This window comes from Flavobacterium cheonanense (assembly GCF_039539185.1).
GTDB lineage: Bacteria > Bacteroidota > Bacteroidia > Flavobacteriales > Flavobacteriaceae > Flavobacterium > Flavobacterium cheonanense.
In genome coordinates this window covers 263,595-285,096 of the sequence record NZ_BAABCT010000002.1, presented here as the reverse complement: position 1 = coordinate 285,096, position 21,502 = coordinate 263,595, and the positions used below count along the sequence as shown (strand labels likewise).

Below are 21,502 nucleotides of genomic sequence, written 5' to 3'. Positions count from 1 at the left end.
TGTAGTTAACAAGACTGAAATAAGTCATAGTCATCACGAATCTGACCATTGTTTTGTTTGTGAGTTTACCTTAAACTCTTGTTCTCAATTAAGACTTGATGATTATTTTTTAAATTCCCATTCTTATTATAGAAAAGTAACGTTTTTTCATTCAACTGAAAATATTTCTTTTTTTTCAGGATGTATTTATTCACTTCGAGGACCTCCACTTTAATTGTTTATTTCGTTTTAATTTAACGTAAACAATTTAAAGAAAAATAAATGCAAAAAATCATAATGTTTTTTTGCTTATTGTGTTTTGCATCTAATTTTGGTCAAAATACAATAAGTGGAAAAATAGTAGATGAAAATGAAAAACCACTTGAAAAAAGTCAAATTCATATTTCTTCTAAATCAACTGTTAGTAATAGAAATGGAGTTTATTCAATAAACGACATTCCATTTGGTCCTACAAAATTTTTAATAAGTTATGTGGGTTACCAATCTATTGATACTATCATTACTGTAACTCAAACTCAAGTTATTAATTTTAAACTAAGGCAAAAAGCGGAACGTTTGAATGAAATTGTAATTAAGCACAAGGATAATTATTACAATAATACCGTGTCTGAGCAAAAAATTAAAGAGGCAGTAATAGAAAAGTTTAGTAGTCAATCTTTAGCTAATGTTTTGAAAGAAGTTTCAGGAGTTTCAATTTTGAAAAGTGGTAGTACTATTGCAAAACCTGTTATTAACGGATTGCATAGTAGTCGTGTACCAATTTACAACAATAATGTAAAAATAGAAGATCAACAATGGGGTGTTGAACACGCTCCAAATTTTGATATAAATTCGGCAGGAAAAATTACAGTTTTAAAAGGCGCATCTGGACTACAATATGGAGGTGATGCTATTGGAGGAATTGTTGTTATCGAGCCGATTAGTATTAAGAAGGACACGCTATTTGGAAAAGCATTAACCACTTTAGAGAGTAATGGTAGAGGTGGAACAATTTCAACTAGTTTGCATAAAGGTAATTTTTGTGATTGGAGCTGGAACGTTCAAGGTAGTTTTAAATATTATGGAGATAGACAATCGCCTAGTTATAATTTATCAAATACGGGAAATAGAGAAGCCAATTTTTCTGGTGATATAAAATACATCGGAAAGAAATATGATTTTTCTGCTTTTTATAGTTTGTATAATGCTACCATAGGAATTTTGAGTGCATCACATATTGGTAATGTAAATGATTTATATAATTCAATCAATAATAGCATACCTTATATTGTGAATGATTTTGATTATTCAATTAAAAATCCAAAACAAAAAGTGATGCATCATTTAGCTAAACTGAATTATAACTTCAATTTTAAAGATAATGAAGTTTTGGGTTTGCAATATTCTTTTCAATTTAATAATCGAAAAGAGTTTGATTTGAGAACCGGAATTCAAGATTCAAAACCAGCTCTTGATTTGAATTTAATTACACACACTTTTAATGCAGATTACAATCTTGTAAATGGAGATTGGGATTACAAACTTGGAGTTTCAAGTTCGTTTCAAAATAATACGGCTAGTCCAAATACAGGTGTTATGCCTTTAATCCCAACTTATGACAAGGTTGATGCTGCAGTTTATGGAATTGTTGATTATCATTTTTCTAGTGATTTTTCTGTTGAGTTTGGTTCGCGTTATGATTTTTCATCTATTCAAGCGACAAAATTTTATTTGAAATCAAGATGGGATGAAAGAAATTATAGTCCAGATTATAATGATTTTATTATAGGTGATTTTGGAAATCAATGGTTGACTAAGCCACAATTTTTGTTTCATAATCTTTCAGCTAGTTTGGGAGCACAATATTCATTTGGTTCAGATTATGATTTGTATTTCAATCTTAGTCGTGCAGTTAGAAATCCTAATCCATCAGAATTTTTCAGTGATGGTTTGCATCATTCTAGTGGTATGATTGAATTGGGCGATTTAAGAATAGTTAGTGAAAAGTCAAATAAAATCAGTACTTCACTTCAGAAAAAGTGGAATAATTTTGCTGTAAATATTGGACCATTCCTTAATTACATTGAAGATTTTATCTTTTTAAAACCAGTTGGTTTTGAAACAACTATTCGCGGAGCTTTTCCGGTTTGGGAATTCAACCAAACCAATGCTGTTTTAACAGGTGTAGATTTTAATTCACAATGGAAAATAACTAAATACTTTCAACATAAATTGATGATATCTTTTGTTAATGGAGCAGACATTACAAATAATGAATCATTAATTGATATGCCACCATTGAATATTAATAACCGTATTCAATTTAACAAAAAAGAATGGAGTAATCTAAAGTTAGAATTACAAAGTGAAATAGTTTTCAGACAAAATCAATTTCCGAATAATAATTTTATTTCAAATATTGTGGTTGATGGAAATTTAGTGCCAGTTGAAATAGATATTAGTTCACCGCCTCAAGCCTATAATCTTTTGCATTTTTCTTCAGATGTTGATTTTAAAACATCTAAAAATTCGTTTACATCCTTAGGTCTTTCAGTATTTAATATTTTTAATACAAAATACAGAGACTATTTAAACAGACAACGTTTCTATGCTGATGATCTTGGCAGAAACATTCAAATTCAAGTAAAAATTAATTTCTAAAATATAAAAAAATGAAAACATTTAAATTAACAAACAAACTTTTCTTATCTCTTTTTGCTTTTGCATTAATTTCTTGTAGCGATGATGATAATCCAGCTCCTGTAAATGAAGAAGAAGTGATAACAACAGTAAGAACAACATTAGTTGCAGGTAGTCAAACTGTAACACTTTTATCTAGAGATTTAGATGGTGACGGACCAAATGCACCAGTTGTAACTGTTTCAGGAAATTTAACAGCCGGAACAACATATACAGGTTCAGTCGAGTTTTTCAATGAAACAATAAATCCAGCTGATAATATTACAACCGAAGTAGAAGAAGAAGGTGTAGATCACCAAATTTTTTATCAAGCACCTGCATCAATAGGAACTTTTACCTATACTGATACTGATGCAAATGGGAAACCTATAGGACTAGATTTTACTTTGGTTACTGCTTCTGCTGCAACAGGTAATCTTACGGTAACACTTAGACATTTGCCGAATAAATCAGCCGCTGGAGTTTCAACAGGTAATATAGCAAATGCAGGTGGCGCAACAGATGCACAAGTTACATATCCTTTAGTTGTTAACTAATAATAAACCAATTTAATTTAAAAAGGTTATTCTTTAATTAGAATAACCTTTTTGTTTTTTAAAATCTATTATCACCGTCTAATAATCTCCCAATTCCGCCAAGAAGACTTCCTTCTTCTTTAGAACTTCCGCCAGCTCTAGGAGCAGAAGCGATAATTCTATCGGCAAGACGACTAAAAGGCAATGATTGAATATAAACTGTTCCAGGTCCACGAAGTGTTGCATAAAACATTCCTTCTCCTCCGAAAATCGTATTTTTAATTCCGCCGATAAATTCAATATCGTAATCAACATCTTTTGTAAATCCTACAATACAGCCAGTATCAACTTTTAAAACTTCTCCAGCAGCTAATTCTCTTTTAGCTAGAGTTCCACCTGAATGTACAAATGCCATTCCGTCTCCTTCTAGTTTTTGCATAATAAAACCTTCACCGCCAAAAAGACCACGACCAAGTTTTTTAGAAAATTCAATTCCAACAGAAACACCTTTTGCAGCGCACAAAAAAGCATCTTTTTGACAAATGAATTTTCCTTGAAATTGTCGTAAATCTATCGGAATAATTTTTCCGGGATATGGAGAAGCAAAACAAACTTTACTTTTAGCATTGTTCTGATTTAAATAGGCCGTCATAAAAAGACTTTCGCCAGTCAAAACTCTTTTTCCTGCAGAAAGTAATTTTCCAAAAACACCACCTTGATCTTGACCTGAACCATCGCCAAAAATGGTTTCCATCTTGATTCCATTGTCCATCATCATAAAACTTCCAGCTTCTGCAACGACAATTTCTTGAGGATCAAGTTCTATTTCTACATATTGCATTTCTTCACCAAAAATTTGGTAATCTATTTCGTGAGCTTGCATAATTTCAATTTTTAAGATTATTACTATTAGATAATTATTTAAACAAAAAGTTACAATGAAGATACTAAAAACACATCAAATACAGAAATGTTTAAAAAATTAAGTTTTAAAATATTTATTATATAAAAAATTAATTATATTTTTACCATATTACTAACCAATAAAATAAATATTTATGAATTCAATGTTTACAAAAATTGTTAGAATACTATTAGGAATTATACTTCTAGTTTTTGGAGCTAATAAGTTTTTTGGCTTTATTCCTTTGCCAGAATTGCCTGAACAAGCAAACAATTTTATGACCTCATTAGGTGCAACCGGTTATGTGCTTAAAATAGTTGGAGTATTAGAAATTGTTATTGGAGCTTTACTTCTTATGAAAAAGTGGGTTGCTTTTGCATTAACATTATTAGCGCCAATATCAATTAACATTCTATTATTTCATTTGTTTTTAGATGTGAATGGGATAGGTGGAGCACTATTAGTGGCCATTTTAAATGGAATTTTAATTTATAAATATTGGACACATTATAAATCGTTATTTCAATAAATTAAAAAGCTTCCATTTATCGGAAGCTTTTTTTTAGTATTCTAGTTTACCAACATGATTCATAACTCTTACAATTTTCCCTTTTCTTTTTTCAATGTAAGAAGAAGAATTCGTGGCTTTATATTTTCTTGGATTTGGTAAAATTGCTGCAATTCCAGCTGCTTGAATTTTAGTTAAGTTTTTTGCGTCTGTTCTGTACCAATGTTCGGCTGCAGCTTCTGCACCATAAACACCTTTGCCCATTTCTATTGAGTTAAGATAAACTTCCATAATGCGTTCTTTTCCCCATACAATTTCAATCAAAAATGTGAAATAAGCTTCCAATCCTTTTCTGATATAACTTCTGCCTTGCCATAGAAATACATTTTTTGCTGTTTGTTGTGAAATAGTGCTTCCTCCTTTAAGTTTTTTTCCACGATTGTTGTTTTTAAAAGCTTTTTGCATCGCTTTAAAATCAAAGCCATTATGTTTTAGAAAATTACCATCTTCACTAGCAATAACTGCTTTTTGAAGATTAACAGAAATATCCTCTAAAGGAACCCAATCATGGCTACAAGTCATTTCTTGTCCATCTATTTTTTGTTCAATTGCTCTTGTAATCATTAATGGAGTGAAAGGAACAGGAATCCATTTAAAAAGGACAACTAATAAAATGGAAATGCCAAAAAACCAAAGCATTGACTTCCAGATAAATGTCTTAAGCTTTTGAAAGAAAGTTTTGTTTGTCGATTTTGAAATATTCTTTTTTGTTGCCATTTATATTAATTCTGCTAATTCTTGTCCTATTAAACTTCCAATTGCTACACCCATTCCGCCAAGTCGAACGCCGCAATAAACATTTTCAGAGATTTGAGAAACAATTGGATTTTTATGTGAGCCAATTCCCATAATGCCACTCCAACGATGTGCAATTTGAAATTCTTGATTTGGTAAAATTACATTTTTTAACAACTCTTCCAATCTATTTTGAATTTTTTCTGTTTGAGATAAATCGGTTGTGGTTTCTCCTTCAAAATCTAAATTCCTTCCGCCGCCAAGAAGTATTCTGTCTTCAAAATTTCTAAAATAATAATATCCTTTGTCTAAATGAAAAGTACCACGAATTTCTAAATTTGGAATAGGTTCTGTAATTAAAACTTGTGCTCTGGCTGGTTTTACCGCATTATTTGTTAGTTTAGATGCAAATCCATTAGTAGCAAAAAGTAATTTTTTTGTTTCAAATGAGTAATCGTTTACAATAATTTCAACAGAATTATTTTTTTCAATATGTGAAGTAACTTCGGCTTGATTTAAAATTAAAATATCTTTAGAAATTGCTTCTTTAAGAAGTGCTTGCATCATGTTTCCGGTATCAATCTGACCTTCATAGGGATTGAAAATAGAATATTCATGTATGTTTTGAAAATTAAATCGATCAAATTCTTTAGAAAAAACATCTGATTTAAAAAGTGGTTTTATGATATCATTTATAAAAGGTAATTTTTGTAAACATTCATTATAAGTGTTTTCATCTTCTTTCAAAAATAATTCATAACCTCCATAAGGTTTGAAATCAATGGCTTCATCTCCAAGTCGTTTTCTTAAAATTTGCAGTCCATTCCAACGTTTTTGAATTAATTGAATGACTTCTTCTTCAGAATGAGATTTTAAATCATCAATAATTTCTGACAAACTCCCAAAACAAGCAAATCCGGCGTTTTTTGTACTTGCACCTTGTGGAAGAATTCCCTTTTCAAGTAGTAAAATTTTACTTTTTGGAAATCGTTCACGAAGATTTAAAGCACAATGTAAACCTACAATTCCACTGCCCACGATAGTAAAATCTACATTTGAAAACCAATTTTTTATTTCCCAATAACTTAATTGCATCGAATATTTTTTATAAAAATAATAATTTTTTAGAATTTTCATTTGAATTCGAATAATTTTATAAATTGTAAGAATAGTTGTGAATTTTATAAATTAAGAACATGCACTTCATCGATTTGTTAATAACTTTTATAGAAACATGAAAATATGACAAAATTCTTGATAATTTTGATATTCTATTTTTTAACCAAAAACTAAATATTATGAAGTTAAAGTTACTTTCTGTAGCATTATTAGCGATGACGAGTTTCGCTTTTGCTCAACAAAAAGGTTCATTTTGGAAAACTTCTACTAACAAGAATGTACCACTTCTTGAGAGTAGAATGCAGTTGCCAGAAAAAAATCTTTTAGATTTAGATGTGGACGCAATGAAAGCTACGCTTTCAAGTTCACCAAAAAGAGATTTATCTTTAAAGTCTGCTGTGATTGTTTCCTTACCAAACACTGATGGTGAAATGGAACAATTTAGAATTTATGAAAACTCAAATATGGATCCTGCTTTAGCAGCTAGATATCCAGAAATTAAATCTTACATTGGAATTGGAATTAATAATCCAACATCAAAAGCCTACTTCAGTATGTCTCCTCTTGGTTTTAAATCAATGGTTATTGGTCCAGATCAATCGGCCGTATTTATTGAGCCTTTTTCTCAAGATTTAAAAACCTATTCGGTTTATAAAAAAGCAGACAAAGCAAAATCATTTTCACCATTTGAGTGCAGCGTTGTTGAGGAAGTTTCTTCAAGTATTGAAGATTTAGCTTTGCGTCCTAATGCAGATGATTCAACTTTAAGAACATTTCGTTTAGCGGTTTCAACAACTGGAGAATATACAGCTTATTTTGGTGGAACAAAAGCGTTAGCTTTAGCAGCAATCAATAATACTATGACACGTGTGAACGGCGTTTTTGAAAATGATTTTGCTGTTAGAATGATATTGATTGCTAACAATGATGCTGTTATTTATACAGATGCAGCAAGTGATCCTTACACAACAAGTTACAATAGTCAACTACAAACAACTTTAACCAATGTTATTGGTAGTGCTAATTATGATGTAGGTCATTTGTTTGTAAGAGCAGGGAACAATGGGAATGCAGGTTGTATAGGTTGTGTTTGTAATGCTGCTAAAGGAAGTGGTTTTACTTCTAGCACAATTCCAACTGGTGATACATTTGATATTGATTATGTTGCTCACGAAATCGGACATCAGTTTGGAGCAAATCATACTTTTTCTATGAATAATGAAGGTACAGGTGTAAATATGGAGCCAGGTTCTGGTTCAACAATTATGGGTTATGCTGGTATTACAAGTCAAGATGTTCAAACAAATTCTGATGCCTATTTTCATGCAGCTAGTATTCAACAAGTGACTAATAACGTAAAAACTAAAACTTGTCAAACTAATACAGCAACAGGAAATTCTGTACCAACTGCTCTAGCTGGTTTAGATTACACTATTCCTAAAAGCACTCCATTTATGTTAACTGGTTCAGGAACTGATGCTAACGGAGATGTACTAACTTACAACTGGGAACAATTTGATAATGCAGCATCTACTGCAACAGGAGCAAGTTCAGCAGCAAGTGCTACAAGAACTTCAGGACCAACTTTTAGATCTTATAATTCTTCAACTTCTCCGGTAAGATATTTTCCAAATATGACAAGAGTTTTGGCTGGTGCAACTACAACAGCAGGAACTGAAATTACAGTTGAAGCATTGCCTTCTGTTGCAAGAACTATGAATTTTAGATTAACGGTTCGCGATAATAGAGCTGGTGGTTCTGCAAATAATTCTGATGATATGATTGTTACAGTAAACGGAACAGCAGGTCCATTTTCTGTAAGTTCACCAAATACAGCAGTTTCTTATGTTGGAGGAAGCTCTCAAACAGTAACATGGGCTGTAGCAGGAACAACTGCAAATGGCGTTAATTGTGCTAACGTAGATATTTTATTATCTACTGATGGTGGAGCTTCTTGGTCAACATTATTGGCTGCAACTCCAAATGACGGTACGCAAGCAGTAACTATTCCAAACACACCCGGAACTACTAACAGAATCATGGTAAAAGGAACAAATCATATTTTCTTTGATGTTTCAAATACTAACTTTACCATTACTTCTGGTGTAACAGACACTGTCGCTCCAACAGCTCCAATATTGGCAGCTTCTGTAACAACGCAAACTTCTACAAATTTATCTTGGTCTGGCGCAACTGATAACGTTGCTGTAACAGGCTATGATGTATACAGAGGGGCAACTTTAATAGGTACAACGGCATCTACAACTTTTGCAGTTACAGGTTTAACGGCTTCAAATACTTACTCATTTACAGTGAGAGCAAAAGATGCAGCAGGAAATGTTTCTGCTGATAGTAATTCAGTTTCTGTAACTACTTTAGTTCCAGTTGTTGATACAACAGCTCCAACAGCTCCAACATTATCAGCCTCAGGAACAACTCAAACTACTACAAATTTATCGTGGACTGGCGCTACTGATAACGTTGGTGTAACAGGGTACGATGTATTAAGAAACGGAGTTGTAATTGGTTCTACTTCAACAGCTACAACATTCGCAGTTACAGGTTTAACAGCTTCAACTTCATATGCTTTTAACGTAAGAGCAAAAGATGCTGCTGGAAATATTTCTGTAAATAGTAATACTGTTTCTGTAACAACTTTAGCTGTAGCTACAGTTACTTATTGTACTGCTTCAGCAAACAGCACAGCAGATGAAAGAATAGGAAGAGTTCAATTAGGGACAATTAATAATCCATCAACTGGAACTGCAGGTTATGAAAATTTCACAGCAATTTCTACAAATTTAGTTAGAGGAACATCAAATACAATAACGATTACGCCAACTTGGACTGGAACTGTATACAGCGAAGGATATAGAGTTTACATCGATTATAACAGAGATGGCGATTTTACTGATGCAGGCGAAAGCGTTTTCTCGCGAGCGAGAACAACAGCAACTCCAGTTTCAGGTTCGTTTACTGTTCCAACAACTGCAGCACTTGGAGCTACAAGAATGAGAGTAATCATGAGATATAACGCAACTCCGACAACTCCTTGTGGAACATTCGATTTTGGTCAAGTAGAAGATTACACAGTAAATATTACTGCTACAGCTAGAGTTGAAGAAGCTTCTAACAACCAAATTTCTTTCAACTTATATCCAAATCCAGTTTCAGGTGATGTTTTAAACATTTCTAATCTTGAAGCAGATTCAAGCTATAGAATTTACAACATGATGGGACAAGAATTAGGAAAAGGTAAAATTGAAAACGAAAGTATTAATGTTGGTAATTTAGCAGCAGGAACTTATTTAATTGAAGTTTCTAATGCAAATGGAGCAACATCAAAACGTTTTATTAAGCAATAATTTTTTAGTCAGTTAATTTTAAAAGCCGTTGCGTTTATCGTGACGGCTTTTTTTATTACTTTTAACGAATCATTAAATAACCTATTTCAGTATCGAAAGATGCTGAACTAAATTCAGCATAAAATGAAGAAAATATTTTTTATAATCGTTAGTACAATGAGTATAGCAGCATCAGCGCAACAAGTTTTATCCCCAGAATTACTTTGGAAATTAGGAAGAGTTTCTGTTTTAGGAATTTCAAAAGATGGAAAATCGGTAGTTTATAAAGTTGCCATTCCATCAGTAGAAGAAAATAAATCGAATTCTAAATTTTACACCATTCCAGTAAATGGTGGAAATGCAACCGAAGTAAAAGACACCAAAGATTTAGTTGCCGATAAAAATGTTTCTCCAGATGGGAAATATATTTTGTCCTCTCAAGAAGTGAAAGTAAATAAAGTTTTAGGTAAAGATATTTATCCAAACCTTGATAAATCAAATGCTCAAGTATACAATTCGTTAGATTACCGTCATTGGGATACTTATAACGATGGAAGTCACAACCACGTGTTTTATGCTGAAAATATAGATAAGGCTACACCAATTGACATTATGGCAAATGAGCCGTACGATTCTCCTCAAAAACCTCATGGTGGTGACGAAGATTTTATTTGGTCGCCAGATTCAAAAAGCATTATCTATGTTTCTAAAAAGAAATTCGGAACAGAATATGCTATTTCTACAAATACCGATTTGTACGAATACAATCTAGAAACTAAAACTACCAAAAACCTTACAGAAGCTAATAAAGGATATGATACCAATCCAACGTTTTCTCCAACAGGAAATCTAACTTGGTTGCAAATGAAGCGCGACGGATATGAAGCCGATAAAAATGACATCATTGTTCGTTTCAAAGGAATGGACATGAATCTTACGGCTAATTGGGACGGAAGTGTAGATAATTATGCATGGAGCGCCGATGGAAAAAAAGTATATTTTGTTGCCGCAGTTGATGGGACTAAACAATTATTTGAAGTAAACTTTCCAGGATTAACAAAAATCGCTGTTATGGTTACTCAGGTTACTAATGGTGATTTCGATGTATCGGATATTGTAGCGTTCTCTGGAGATAATGTAATCGTTACAAGAACAGATATGAATCATGCCGCTGAGGTATATTCTTATAATTTGAAGAAAAAAACTTGGTTGCAATTGACTAAAATTAATGATGAAACCTACAGCAAACTAGCTTTACCAAAATACGAAAGAAGATACGTTACAACAACTGACGGAAAGAAAATGTTGGTTTGGGTAATTTTACCTCCAAATTTTGATAAAAATAAAAAATATCCAACACTTTTATATTGCCAAGGTGGACCACAATCGCCATTGACTCAAAGTTATTCTTTCCGTTGGAATTTCTCTTTGATGGCTTCACAAGGTTATGTTGTAGTTGCTCCAAACCGTCGTGGAATGTACGGTCATGGACAAGAATGGAACGAACAAATCTCTAAAGATTGGGGCGGACAAGTAATGGACGATTACCTTTCTGCAATTGATGATGTAGCTAAAGAAAGTTATGTAGCTAAAGATAGAATTGGTGCTGTAGGAGCAAGTTATGGTGGTTATTCTGTTTTTCAATTAGCAGGAATTCACAACAACAGATTTAAAACTTTTATTTCACATTGTGGTGTTTTCAATTTAGAAAGTATGTACGGCACAACCGAAGAAGTGTTCTTCAACAATTGGGATCACGGTGGAGCATACTGGGAAAAAGACAACGCTGTAGCACAAAAAACATACGCAAAGTTCAACCCAATCAATATGGTTGATAAATGGAACACTCCAATATTAATCATCCAAGGAGGAAAAGATTACCGTGTGCCAATAGGACAAGGACAAGAAGCCTTCCAAGCAGCACAATTACGCGGAATTAAAAGTAGATTTTTATTATTTCCAGACGAAAACCATTGGGTACTAAAACCACAAAACGCTCAAGTGTGGCAAAGTGAGTTTTATAAATGGTTGAAGGAGACGTTGTAGAAAATAAAGTTTTTTATATTAATTATAAACTAATGAGACTTGTTTTTAATGTTTTTTTAATTTTGATATTTATTTGTTGTATTTCTTGTGATACACCTTATGTTTTATTTGTAGAAAATAATACAAATAAAGATGTTGAAGTGTTTGTGAAATCTAAAATAAAAATCAACTTTGATTCATTACGACATAGTGAACGGAAAATATCAAGAAAAGAGGTAAGTCTATTTAATCTCAGAAAAACAGAATCGCTTAATTTTATACATAAAAGTAAAATTAAAAAAATAGATAGTCTATCTTATTCTTTAATAATAAAATCAGGAACAACTTCAATCATTGGACCAAATCCATTGAAGAATCCATTTGAGACAATCCATTATTATAATTCAAAAAAGAAAATTTACTTTTCAAGTAGTAAAAGTGATTCGACAGAGATTTTCTACCCTAATAGAACGATATTAGAAATAAAGTAAGTTTCTATACCAAACAAAAACCCCGACTTCAATTGAAATCGGGGTTTTATATTTAATATCTAATATCAAAAATCTAATATCAGACTAGTATCTGTAATACTCTGGTTTGAATGGTCCAGTAACTTCAACACCAATGTATTCTGCTTGGTCTTGACGTAAAGTTTCTAATTCAACTCCTAATTTAGCTAAGTGTAAAGCAGCTACTTTTTCATCTAAATGTTTAGGTAACATATAAACTTCATTTTTGTAAGCTGCGCTGTTAGTCCATAATTCAATTTGAGCTAACGTTTGGTTTGTGAATGAATTACTCATTACAAAACTTGGGTGACCAGTTGCACAACCTAAGTTTACTAAACGACCCTCAGCTAAGATAAGAATATCTTTTCCGTTGATAGTATATTTATCAACTTGTGGTTTGATTTCAACTTTAGACGCACCGTGGTTTTTGTTCAACCAAGCCATATCAATTTCGTTATCGAAGTGACCAATGTTACAAACGATAGTTTTGTCTTTCATTTGCTCAAAGTGCTCGCCAAGAACGATATCTTTATTTCCAGTTGTTGTAATGATGATATCAGCATTAGCAATAACAGTGTTTAATCTTTTTACTTCAAATCCGTCCATTGCAGCTTGTAAAGCACAAATTGGATCAATTTCAGTTACTGTAACAATAGAACCAGCACCACGGAAAGAAGCCGCAGTTCCTTTTCCAACGTCACCATATCCACAAACAACAACTCTTTTTCCAGCTAACATAATATCTGTTGCTCTTCTTACAGCATCAACAGCCGATTCTTTACAACCGTATTTGTTATCAAATTTCGATTTAGTAACCGAATCATTTACGTTAATTGCCGGCATGAACAAAGTTCCGTTTTTCATTCTTTCATACAAACGGTGAACACCAGTTGTAGTTTCTTCTGATAAACCTTTAATTCCAGGAATTAATTCTGGGTAACGGTCAAAAACCATATTAGTTAAATCACCACCATCATCAAGAATCATGTTCAATGGTTTTCTATCTTCACCAAAGAATAAAGTTTGCTCAATACACCAGTCAAAAGATTCTTCGTCAAGACCTTTCCAAGCATAAACTTGAATTCCAGCAGCAGCAATCGCAGCAGCAGCTTGATCTTGAGTTGAGAAAATGTTACAAGATGACCAAGTAACTTCTGCACCAAGAGCAATTAAAGTTTCAATTAAAACAGCAGTTTGAATAGTCATGTGAAGACATCCTGCAATTCTTGCACCTTTTAAAGGTTGAGTTGCTCCATATTCAGCTCTCAAAGCCATTAATCCTGGCATTTCAGCTTCTGCCAATTCAATTTCTTTTCTTCCCCAAGCCGCAAGGTTAATGTCTTTAACTTTGTAAGCTACAAATGGTAATGTTTGTGTACTCATCAATTATGTATATTTGTATTTTTAAAATTTGGTGCAAAATTACAACATAGGTTTTGATTTTAATAATTTATTTTAAAATTTGTGAAATGTTTAAATGTTTAATCTTTTGAAAAACAACAAAATACTAAATGCCATTACATAAAGTCATCTATTTGTCTAACAACACCAAACTGTATCTTTGGAAGATTACAGAAGATTTTGACACGCTTTTCAGTCAAGTAAAATTGAAAGATTCTTCTTTAGCGCGATTGGAAAGTATGAAATCAGAAAGTCATCAAAAAGGATTTTTAGCGGTGAGAATGTTATTACAACATAATAACTATAATGATTTTGACTTGTATTATGATGAATTTGGGAAGCCACATCTAAAAGTTGACTTCGAGAGCCTCAGTCAACACGAGAACCTCAGTCAACACGAGAACCTCAGTCAACACGAGAGCCTCAGTCAACACGAGAATTCTAAAAAATTGTTGCCTGAGGCTCTCGAAGGCAACAATTATATTTCAATTTCCCATTCTGCCGATTTTTCTGCAATTGTTATTAGTAATTCAAAAGTCGGTTTGGATATTGAACGAGTAAAAGTGAAAATTCTTCGAATTGCAGCACGATTTATGGATGTTTCACATTTGCAAAATCTATCCGATGAAGAAAAAATAAAGAAAGCAACTACCGTCTGGGGAATTAAAGAAAGTATTTTCAAAATCAAAAATGAAAAAGGAATTAGTTTTCCAAACCATATTTTTGAAGACGATTTTTCTTTTGAAGACAAAAAAGCAACGGCAACATTAAAATTTAATAACAAAGAAGAAAAGTTCCAAATCCAATTCGATTCGGTAGAAGATTATATCTTTGTTTGCGCCTTTAAATCAATTAATAATTAGTAATTAAAATAAAATCTTCGTGACTTAGCGTCTTTGCGAGAAACACATGATAAACAGTTACAACGAAATACTAAATTCAAAAACCAAAGGTGAAAAACTCTTAGCCATTCTTCTCGATCCAGATAAGTTGGCAGTGGGAAACCTTTCGGATTTAATTCAAAAAATAAATCAATCACCTGCAACACATATTTTTGTCGGTGGAAGTTCCTTTGATGGAACACATTTAGATGAATTAATTATCGAATTAAAATCAAAAATCAACTTACCATTTCTATTGTTTCCAGGAAATCCATCACAAATTTCTGATAAAGCCGATGGAATTTTATTCCTAACTTTATTATCAGGTAGAAACCCAGATTATTTAATTGAACACCAAGTAAATGCTGTTCCAATTATAAAAAAGACCAATTTAGAGGTCATTTCAACAGGATATATTTTAATAGAAAGTGGTAATGAAACCGCTGTTGAAAGAGTTAGTCAAACCAAACCTTTAGATAGAACCAACCACGAATACGCATTGCAAACCGCACAAGCAGGCGAATTCATCGGAAATAAATTAATTTATCTCGAAGCTGGAAGTGGAGCAAAATTATCCGTTCCAAAAGAAATGATAATATTAGTTTCGCAAAATATAAACGTTCCATTAATCGTTGGTGGCGGCATTCGTTCCAAACAAGAAATCGAAAATGCTTTCAATGCTGGAGCAGATATAGTAGTAATCGGAACCGCATTTGAAAATGACACTAATTTTTTTAATTCTTAAATCAAAATTCAAAAATCGTTAATCAAATGTTAGATTTTCTGATATCACAATATAAAAACGCTACAACACTTCAAATTATATTGGAGTCACTAGCGTTTGTATTCGGAATTTTAAGCGTTTATTTTGCCAAAAAAGAAAATATTTGGGTGTATCCAACAGGATTAATCTCAACAATTATAACGGTTTATTTGTTGTATCAAGCAAAATATTTTGGCGATATGACTATGAATTTTTACTATTCTATAATGAGTATATATGGTTGGTACAAATGGTCTTCTAAAGACAATGAACCCGAATTAGAAATCACTAGAACTTCAACAAAAGAGAAATTAATAGGTATAGGATTATTTATTTTAACAATGATAATTACTTATTTAGTGTATCTTTTTTTCGATTATAAACTTGAAATTCCTAATTATATTGATATTTTTACATCTGGAATATTTTTTACCGCTATGTGGTACATGGCCTTAAAGAAAATAGAAAATTGGACCTTGTGGATTATCGGTGATTTAATAGCAGTTCCTTTATTTGCCCACAGAGGCTTAGGAATGTTATCATTACAGTATTTAGTTTTTACAATATTAGCTATTTTAGCCTACATTCAATGGAAGAACATCTTAAACAAGAACATACAGAAATAATAAAAATTGCTTTTGTAGGACCTGAATCAACAGGGAAAACCACATTAGCATCGCAACTTGCCGAAGAATTCAATACCATTTGGATTCCAGAGTTTGCACGCGATTATCTTCAAGACAAATGGGATTTAAAACAAGAAATTTGTTCGAGAGAAGATTTAATGCCAATTGCAATTGGACAAACGCAACTTGAGAATGAAGCGTTGAAGAATGCTAATAAAATTCTTTTTTGTGACACTAATGTTTTGGTGACCAAAGTATTTTCTGATATTAACTACAATTCTTGTGATGCAATAATTGCAAAAGCAGCCAAGAAGCACAAATATGATTTGATTTTTCTAACAGACGTTGATGTTCCGTGGGAAAAAGATGATTTAAGAGATAAGCCAGAGGATAGGGAAGCATCAATAGCCGCTTTTGAGCAAGCTTTAATTGAATTTAAGAAACCCTATATCAAACTTTCCGGAAATAAAGAAGAACGTCTTGAAAAAGCAACTAAGATCATTTCAGATTTTCAAAAAGCAAAAAAAATAGGTTTAAATTCATTTGACTATATAAAAATCTACAATAGAAATACTAATTTAGATGTCATTGAAGACCAATTTCAAATATTGAAAAGCGGAATTCCAAAGATAAATTTAGAACGACCGGCCATAATTAATGATGGTATTCTAAGAATAACCGATGACGAAGCTAAGTATTTTTCAAATTTTTTTGATGAGAAAAAGACTAATCTTAAACTGAAAAAATTTGTACCAGCTTCTGGAGCAGCAAGTAGAATGTTCAAGTTTTTAAACGAATTTTTGAATGAATTTAAACTTGGTGAAGAAAGTATAAACGCTTATATTAATAGAAAAAAGGATAAAAATTTACCTATCTTTTTAGTAGCAAAAGAAAAGTTCCCTTTCTACAATGAAATATTAGAGGTAGCCAAATCCTCATTGCCAGAATATGGTACATGGGAAAAAGATACGCGAGATTTTGGTTTTATAAAAACAATGCTTTCTCCTAAATATTTTGATTTCTCAAACAAACCAAAAGGTGTTTTACCTTTTCATAAATATGAAAATTATACTGCTACTGCGATAGAAGAACATTTAAATGAATGTGCTTTTTATGCTACTTCAAACGGAAAATCCCATCTTCATTTTACAGTTTCAGAGGAACATCAAAATGATTTTGAAACCATTATCAATGAAGTAAAGCCAAAAATTGAAAAACAAACCAATGCAGAAATTAATGTAAAATATTCTTACCAAAATAAAGCTACAGATGTTATTGCGGTTGATTTGGACGGAAATCCCTTTAGAGATGAAAACGATAATATCGTTTTTAGACCTGGCGGACATGGTGCATTGATTGAAAATTTGAACAACCTAATTGCAGATGTAATTTTCATCAAGAACATTGATAACGTCATTCAAAATCATATTCAAGAAATTGCACTTTACAAAAAAGCTTTGGCTGGAATTTTAATTCAATATCAAGAAGTTATTTTTAAGTATATGATAATGCTTAATAGTGAAAATGTTTCTAACGAAGATTTGAATGAAATTGTAAATTATATAAAATCAAAATTGAATATTGATATAAAAGATGATTTTTCAAAATTCACCAAAGAAAGTAAAGTAGATCATTTAAAAACGATTTTAAACCGTCCAATTCGTGTTTGTGGAATGGTTAAAAATGAAGGCGAACCTGGTGGAGGACCGTTTTGGGTAATCGATAAAAAAGGAAAGACATTTTTACAAATAATAGAATCTTCTCAGATTGACTCGAAAGATACAAGGCAAAAAGAAATCTTTGAAAGTGCTACACATTTTAATCCAGTTGACCTTGTTTGTGGAATAAAAGATTACAATGGACAAAAATTTGATTTAATGAAGTTCATAGATAAAAATTCAGGCTTTATTGTTGAAAAAAACAACAAAGGAAAATCATTAAGAGCATTCGAACTACCGGGACTTTGGAATGGTGCAATGGCAAAATGGCTTACTATTTTTGTTGAAGTTCCTCTAATTACTTTTAATCCAGTGAAAACAGTAAACGATTTGTTAAAACCTGCTCATCAATCAACAAATGGACAAGGATAAAATCATTTCAGAACTTTCTTTCAAAGCCGTTAGAAGCTCTGGAGCTGGCGGACAAAACGTAAATAAAGTTTCGTCCAAAGTAGTTTTAACATTTGATTTAAACAATTCTCAATCACTTTCAGACGAAGAAAAAGAAAGGTCTCAAAAGAAATTAAAATCCAAATTAACTCTTGACGGAATTTTGATTTTAAACTGTGATGAAGATAGAAGCCAACTTAAAAATAAAGAAATCGTTATTAAAAGATTTCTGGAGTTGATAGAAAAATCATTAGTAATTCCAAAAGAAAGAAAAGCTACCAAAATCCCTAAATCAGTTATCGAAAAAAGATTAAAAGACAAATCATCAACTTCCGAAATAAAACAAAATCGTAAAAAACCCGATTTGTAGAAATCCAATTTAAACAAATTTTGGAATTTGGAATTTTTGTATTGGAATTTTAATTAATTTTGCATCGTCTCAAAAGGGGTGCTCTAAATTACGAGCTGAGATTATACCCAATGAACCTAGAACAGGTAATGCTGTTTAGGGAAAAGTGACAAAACAGAGTGCACGCTGAACTTTGTCACAGGAAAGAAACATTTTTATTTTTTAACCAAAGAATAATTACCTCTTTTTATTCGTATAATTTATTTTACGAATGGAAATTTTATTTAAAAAAACTTGCCACAAAAACACAAAGAATCGAAAGGTTTCGCTGTTTATTTTCTTTTTTCTATTATCTATTTCCTCTATTGCACAAGAGAAACCCAAAGACACAACAAAAGTTACAAAACTTGATGAAGTTTTAATTGCTGGTGTTCGAGCTCAAAAAAACAATCCAGTTACTTTTACTAATGTAAGTAAAGAACAAATTGCTCCTAGAAATCTTGGACAAGACATTCCAATTTTACTTAATTATTTACCTTCTGTAGTCTCAACAACCGATGCAGGAAACGGAATTGGTTACACTTACATGAGAGTAAGAGGAACAGATGGTTCTAGAATCAATGTCACTTTAAACGGAGTTCCGTTCAATGATAGCGAAAGTCAAGGAACATTTTTTGTAAACCTACCTGATTTTGCTTCATCTGTAGAAAGTCTTCAATTACAACGTGGTGTAGGAACTTCTACTAATGGTGCTGGTGCATTTGGCGCAAGTTTAAATATGCAAACCAAATCTTTTCAAGAAAAATCTTATGCAGAAATTGCTAATTCTATTGGAAGTTTCAACACAAGAAAACACACATTAGCTTTCGGAACAGGATTACACAATAATTTTGAATTTAACGGAAGAATTTCTCAAATCGCTTCTGATGGATATGTTGATAGAGCTTCTACTAATATGTTTGGCTATTTTTTTAATGCCAATTATATTCATAAATCAACTCAAATTAAAGCCTTGTTTTTTGGTGGAAAAGAAAAAACATATCAGGCATGGTATGGAATTGAAGATTTAGATAAGTTAAAAAATGATAGAACGTTCAATCCAGCTGGAATGTATTTTGACGCTGATGGAACCATGCGTTTTCATGATAACGAAACCGATAATTATTGGCAAAATCATTTTCAATTGCATTGGTCAGAAAAATGGTCAGAAAAATGGTCTTCTAATGTTGCTCTTCACTATACCATTGGTAAAGGGTATTTTGAACAATATAGAGAAGACGAAACTTTATCCGATTATTTCTTACCCGATTTTCAAGGGAATGGAACCTCAGATTTAATTAGAAAAAGATGGTTAGATAACGATTTTTTTGGTACGACTTTTAGCTTAAATTATAAAAACAGCAAAACTGACGTCTTGTTTGGTGGCGCTGCAAACCGTTATTTAGGAAAGCATTTCGGAGAAGTAGTTTGGACGCAATATTATGTTCCAAATTCAAATAGATACTACAATAATATTGGAAACAAAGATGATGTGAATGTTTACGTAAAAGCATCACAAACTTTTGGGAAACTAAATGTGTTTGCAGATTTACAATACCGAATGGTATTTTATGAAGCCAATAGTTTCCGATTTGATGATGTAAATGATGCGTTTAGATTTTTTAATCCAAAAGTTGGTTTAAATTATCAATTGAACAGCAAAAATGCTTTTTACACTTTTGCAGGAATTGCCAATAAAGAACCAAGAAGAGACGATTATGAAAACGGAAGCACAAAATCCGAACGCTTATTTGATTTTGAATTGGGTTGGAAATATTCTTCCAAGAAAATGATTGTCAATGCAAATGCTTTTTACATGCAATATAAAAATCAGTTGGTCTTGACAGGAGCTTTGAATGATGTTGGTTCGCCAATTTTTACCAATAGTGGTTCAAGTTATCGATTGGGATTGGAGTTAGAATCTACTTTAAAATTGGGAAGCAAGTTTACACTTCAACCAAATGTGACTTTAAGTCAAAACAAGAACGAAGATTTCTTTTTTCAACGTGATGGAGTTCTTCAAAACTTAGGAAATACTGATATAGCTTTTTCACCAAATCTTGTTATTGGTAATGCAATAACCTATTCGCCAAAGAAAAATTTGAATCTAACAATCTTAAATAAATTCGTCGGAAAACAATTTATGGGAAATATTGATTCAGAAAGATCTATTCTTAAAGAGTATCACTTTCATGATATCAATATTACCTATTTATGGAAAATTAATAAAGGACTTAAATCGATTCTTTTCTCAGGATTAATTAATAATGTTTTGGATAATAAATTCGAGTCTAATGGCTATTTCTATACTTTTGACGATGATTTTTCAAATCCAGGAACTATTACAACTATAGAAGGTGCCGGTTATTTTCCGCAAGCAACAAGAAACTTTTTAGTTGGTGCAACACTAACCTTTTAATTATAATCTATTTCTTATTAAAAAGCCAAGTTAGAATTAATTCTACTTGGCTTTTTATATTAATTGAAGACTCTAACAACATCTCCATTAACTTCAACACGATATCTTTTTAATTCGTATTGTTGTCCAGGAGATTGTCCGGTAAATAAATTATAGTTTTCGCTATTACAAGGACAATTTGCATTTGAACCACTTATGTTTAACGTAGAGCAAGTAGTTAAAGCCTGATTTGGACATGCGCCATCAAAAGCATTAAAACCGCTTCCATTATTAAAAACAATAATGCCTCTTGACGGACCATTTGCTGGAAAAGCTTTTACGGCATTACCAGTGAATTTTAAACTAGCATAGATTGGTAAATTAGTATTTAAGTCTATGGAGAAATTATAATTAGGAAGAAAAGGATTGTCATTATTAAACCGGTCTTTACTGCAGCCAAAAATGAAAGTAGCGAGAATAATTAATAGAGTTGTTTTTTTCATTTTAAAAATTTTACAAAAAGATTAGTTCAAAAAAAA

17 protein-coding genes are annotated in these 21,502 nt (G+C 31.8%); 12 read left to right on the top strand and 5 right to left on the bottom strand.

All coding sequences use genetic code 11. The features are described from left to right. The first annotated feature begins 261 nt into the window (after positions 1 to 261). Positions 262 to 2,640: a TonB-dependent receptor gene (locus ABD766_RS04730; RefSeq protein WP_344815598.1), complete on the top strand. Its 2,379-nt coding sequence runs from the start codon at positions 262 to 264 to the stop codon at positions 2,638 to 2,640. A gap of 11 nt (positions 2,641 to 2,651) precedes the next feature. Continuing rightward, entirely contained in the window at positions 2,652 to 3,215 is a 564-nt protein-coding gene (locus ABD766_RS04725) for a type 1 periplasmic-binding domain-containing protein (RefSeq protein ID WP_344815597.1), read from the top strand. 58 nt (positions 3,216 to 3,273) lie between these two features. On the opposite strand, the gene ABD766_RS04720 is transcribed toward ABD766_RS04725, so the two are convergent. Beyond that, positions 3,274 to 4,077, bottom strand: coding sequence for a TIGR00266 family protein (locus ABD766_RS04720; RefSeq protein WP_344815596.1), 804 nt, complete (start codon positions 4,075 to 4,077; stop codon positions 3,274 to 3,276). 175 nt (positions 4,078 to 4,252) lie between these two features. On the opposite strand from ABD766_RS04720, the gene ABD766_RS04715 reads away from it, so the two are divergent. After that, positions 4,253 to 4,627, top strand: coding sequence for a DoxX family membrane protein (locus tag ABD766_RS04715; RefSeq protein WP_344815595.1), 375 nt, complete (start codon positions 4,253 to 4,255; stop codon positions 4,625 to 4,627). Positions 4,628 to 4,660: 33 nt separating this feature from the next. Here the strand turns inward: ABD766_RS04715 and mtgA are convergent, their stop codons facing one another. Both mtgA and ABD766_RS04705 read right to left on the bottom strand, forming a co-directional pair. Beyond that, positions 4,661 to 5,383, bottom strand: coding sequence for a monofunctional biosynthetic peptidoglycan transglycosylase (mtgA, locus tag ABD766_RS04710; protein ID WP_344815594.1), 723 nt, complete (start codon positions 5,381 to 5,383; stop codon positions 4,661 to 4,663). Then, complete coding sequence (locus tag ABD766_RS04705; RefSeq protein ID WP_344815980.1) at positions 5,384 to 6,496, bottom strand: NAD(P)/FAD-dependent oxidoreductase; 1,113 nt, start codon at positions 6,494 to 6,496, stop codon at positions 5,384 to 5,386. A 203-nt stretch (positions 6,497 to 6,699) separates the two neighbouring features. On the opposite strand from ABD766_RS04705, the gene ABD766_RS04700 reads away from it, so the two are divergent. From ABD766_RS04700 to ABD766_RS04690, 3 genes are all read left to right on the top strand, one after another. Beyond that, positions 6,700 to 9,885 carry a reprolysin-like metallopeptidase gene (locus ABD766_RS04700; protein WP_344815593.1) on the top strand — a complete coding sequence of 1,062 codons (3,186 nt, stop codon included), beginning with the start codon at positions 6,700 to 6,702 and terminating at the stop codon, positions 9,883 to 9,885. Between the two features lie 123 nt (positions 9,886 to 10,008). Further along, on the top strand, positions 10,009 to 11,910 hold the full coding sequence (locus ABD766_RS04695; protein WP_344815592.1) for a S9 family peptidase: 1,902 nt from the start codon (positions 10,009 to 10,011) through the stop codon (positions 11,908 to 11,910). Next, complete coding sequence (locus ABD766_RS04690) at positions 11,889 to 12,380, top strand: hypothetical protein (RefSeq protein ID WP_344815591.1); 492 nt, start codon at positions 11,889 to 11,891, stop codon at positions 12,378 to 12,380. The genes ABD766_RS04695 and ABD766_RS04690 overlap by 22 nt, the downstream gene beginning before the upstream one ends. Before the next feature lie 84 nt (positions 12,381 to 12,464). Here the strand turns inward: ABD766_RS04690 and ahcY are convergent, their stop codons facing one another. Beyond that, on the bottom strand, positions 12,465 to 13,781 hold the full coding sequence (gene ahcY, locus ABD766_RS04685; RefSeq protein ID WP_344815590.1) for an adenosylhomocysteinase: 1,317 nt from the start codon (positions 13,779 to 13,781) through the stop codon (positions 12,465 to 12,467). A gap of 128 nt (positions 13,782 to 13,909) precedes the next feature. Between ahcY and ABD766_RS04680 the strand changes: the two genes are divergently transcribed. The 6 genes from ABD766_RS04680 (at position 13,910) to ABD766_RS04655 (ending at position 20,984) form a co-directional block, all read left to right on the top strand. Next, positions 13,910 to 14,662, top strand: coding sequence for a 4'-phosphopantetheinyl transferase family protein (locus tag ABD766_RS04680; RefSeq protein ID WP_344815589.1), 753 nt, complete (start codon positions 13,910 to 13,912; stop codon positions 14,660 to 14,662). A 46-nt stretch (positions 14,663 to 14,708) separates the two neighbouring features. After that, positions 14,709 to 15,425 carry a phosphoglycerol geranylgeranyltransferase gene (locus tag ABD766_RS04675; RefSeq protein WP_344815588.1) on the top strand — a complete coding sequence of 239 codons (717 nt, stop codon included), beginning with the start codon at positions 14,709 to 14,711 and terminating at the stop codon, positions 15,423 to 15,425. A gap of 26 nt (positions 15,426 to 15,451) precedes the next feature. Continuing rightward, a complete protein-coding gene (gene pnuC / locus ABD766_RS04670) occupies positions 15,452 to 16,069 on the top strand; it encodes a nicotinamide riboside transporter PnuC (RefSeq protein WP_344815587.1) in 618 nt (205 codons plus the stop codon). Then, entirely contained in the window at positions 16,033 to 18,159 is a 2,127-nt protein-coding gene (locus ABD766_RS04665; RefSeq protein ID WP_344815586.1) for a DUF4301 family protein, read from the top strand. Before pnuC ends, ABD766_RS04665 begins: the two co-directional genes overlap by 37 nt. Beyond that, on the top strand, positions 18,146 to 18,547 hold the full coding sequence (gene arfB, locus ABD766_RS04660; RefSeq protein ID WP_344815585.1) for an alternative ribosome rescue aminoacyl-tRNA hydrolase ArfB: 402 nt from the start codon (positions 18,146 to 18,148) through the stop codon (positions 18,545 to 18,547). Before ABD766_RS04665 ends, arfB begins: the two co-directional genes overlap by 14 nt. Before the next feature lie 250 nt (positions 18,548 to 18,797). Further along, positions 18,798 to 20,984, top strand: a complete 2,187-nt coding sequence (locus ABD766_RS04655; protein WP_344815584.1) for a TonB-dependent receptor — start codon at positions 18,798 to 18,800, stop codon at positions 20,982 to 20,984. Between the two features lie 59 nt (positions 20,985 to 21,043). Here ABD766_RS04655 and ABD766_RS04650 read toward each other — a convergent pair whose 3' ends face one another. Continuing rightward, positions 21,044 to 21,466 carry a Rieske (2Fe-2S) protein gene (locus tag ABD766_RS04650; protein WP_344815583.1) on the bottom strand — a complete coding sequence of 141 codons (423 nt, stop codon included), beginning with the start codon at positions 21,464 to 21,466 and terminating at the stop codon, positions 21,044 to 21,046. Between the last annotated feature and the right edge of the window lie 36 nt (positions 21,467 to 21,502).

Bases quoted from the DNA above. Each gene is read 5' to 3' on its own strand.
- pnuC (WP_344815587.1), top strand. From the start codon at position 15,452: ATGTTAGATTTTCTGATATCACAATATAAAAACGCTACAACACTTCAA.
- ABD766_RS04655 (WP_344815584.1), top strand. From the start codon at position 18,798: ATGGAAATTTTATTTAAAAAAACTTGCCACAAAAACACAAAGAATCGA.
- ABD766_RS04690 (WP_344815591.1), top strand. From the start codon at position 11,889: ATGGTTGAAGGAGACGTTGTAGAAAATAAAGTTTTTTATATTAATTAT.
- ABD766_RS04720 (WP_344815596.1), bottom strand. From the start codon at position 4,077: ATGCAAGCTCACGAAATAGATTACCAAATTTTTGGTGAAGAAATGCAA.
- ABD766_RS04665 (WP_344815586.1), top strand. From the start codon at position 16,033: ATGGAAGAACATCTTAAACAAGAACATACAGAAATAATAAAAATTGCT.
- arfB (WP_344815585.1), top strand. From the start codon at position 18,146: ATGGACAAGGATAAAATCATTTCAGAACTTTCTTTCAAAGCCGTTAGA.
- ABD766_RS04730 (WP_344815598.1), top strand. From the start codon at position 262: ATGCAAAAAATCATAATGTTTTTTTGCTTATTGTGTTTTGCATCTAAT.
- ABD766_RS04680 (WP_344815589.1), top strand. From the start codon at position 13,910: ATGCCATTACATAAAGTCATCTATTTGTCTAACAACACCAAACTGTAT.
- ABD766_RS04695 (WP_344815592.1), top strand. From the start codon at position 10,009: ATGAAGAAAATATTTTTTATAATCGTTAGTACAATGAGTATAGCAGCA.
- ABD766_RS04715 (WP_344815595.1), top strand. From the start codon at position 4,253: ATGAATTCAATGTTTACAAAAATTGTTAGAATACTATTAGGAATTATA.
- ABD766_RS04675 (WP_344815588.1), top strand. From the start codon at position 14,709: ATGATAAACAGTTACAACGAAATACTAAATTCAAAAACCAAAGGTGAA.
- ahcY (WP_344815590.1), bottom strand. From the start codon at position 13,781: ATGAGTACACAAACATTACCATTTGTAGCTTACAAAGTTAAAGACATT.
- ABD766_RS04705 (WP_344815980.1), bottom strand. From the start codon at position 6,496: ATGCAATTAAGTTATTGGGAAATAAAAAATTGGTTTTCAAATGTAGAT.
- ABD766_RS04650 (WP_344815583.1), bottom strand. From the start codon at position 21,466: ATGAAAAAAACAACTCTATTAATTATTCTCGCTACTTTCATTTTTGGC.
- mtgA (WP_344815594.1), bottom strand. From the start codon at position 5,383: ATGGCAACAAAAAAGAATATTTCAAAATCGACAAACAAAACTTTCTTT.
- ABD766_RS04725 (WP_344815597.1), top strand. From the start codon at position 2,652: ATGAAAACATTTAAATTAACAAACAAACTTTTCTTATCTCTTTTTGCT.
- ABD766_RS04700 (WP_344815593.1), top strand. From the start codon at position 6,700: ATGAAGTTAAAGTTACTTTCTGTAGCATTATTAGCGATGACGAGTTTC.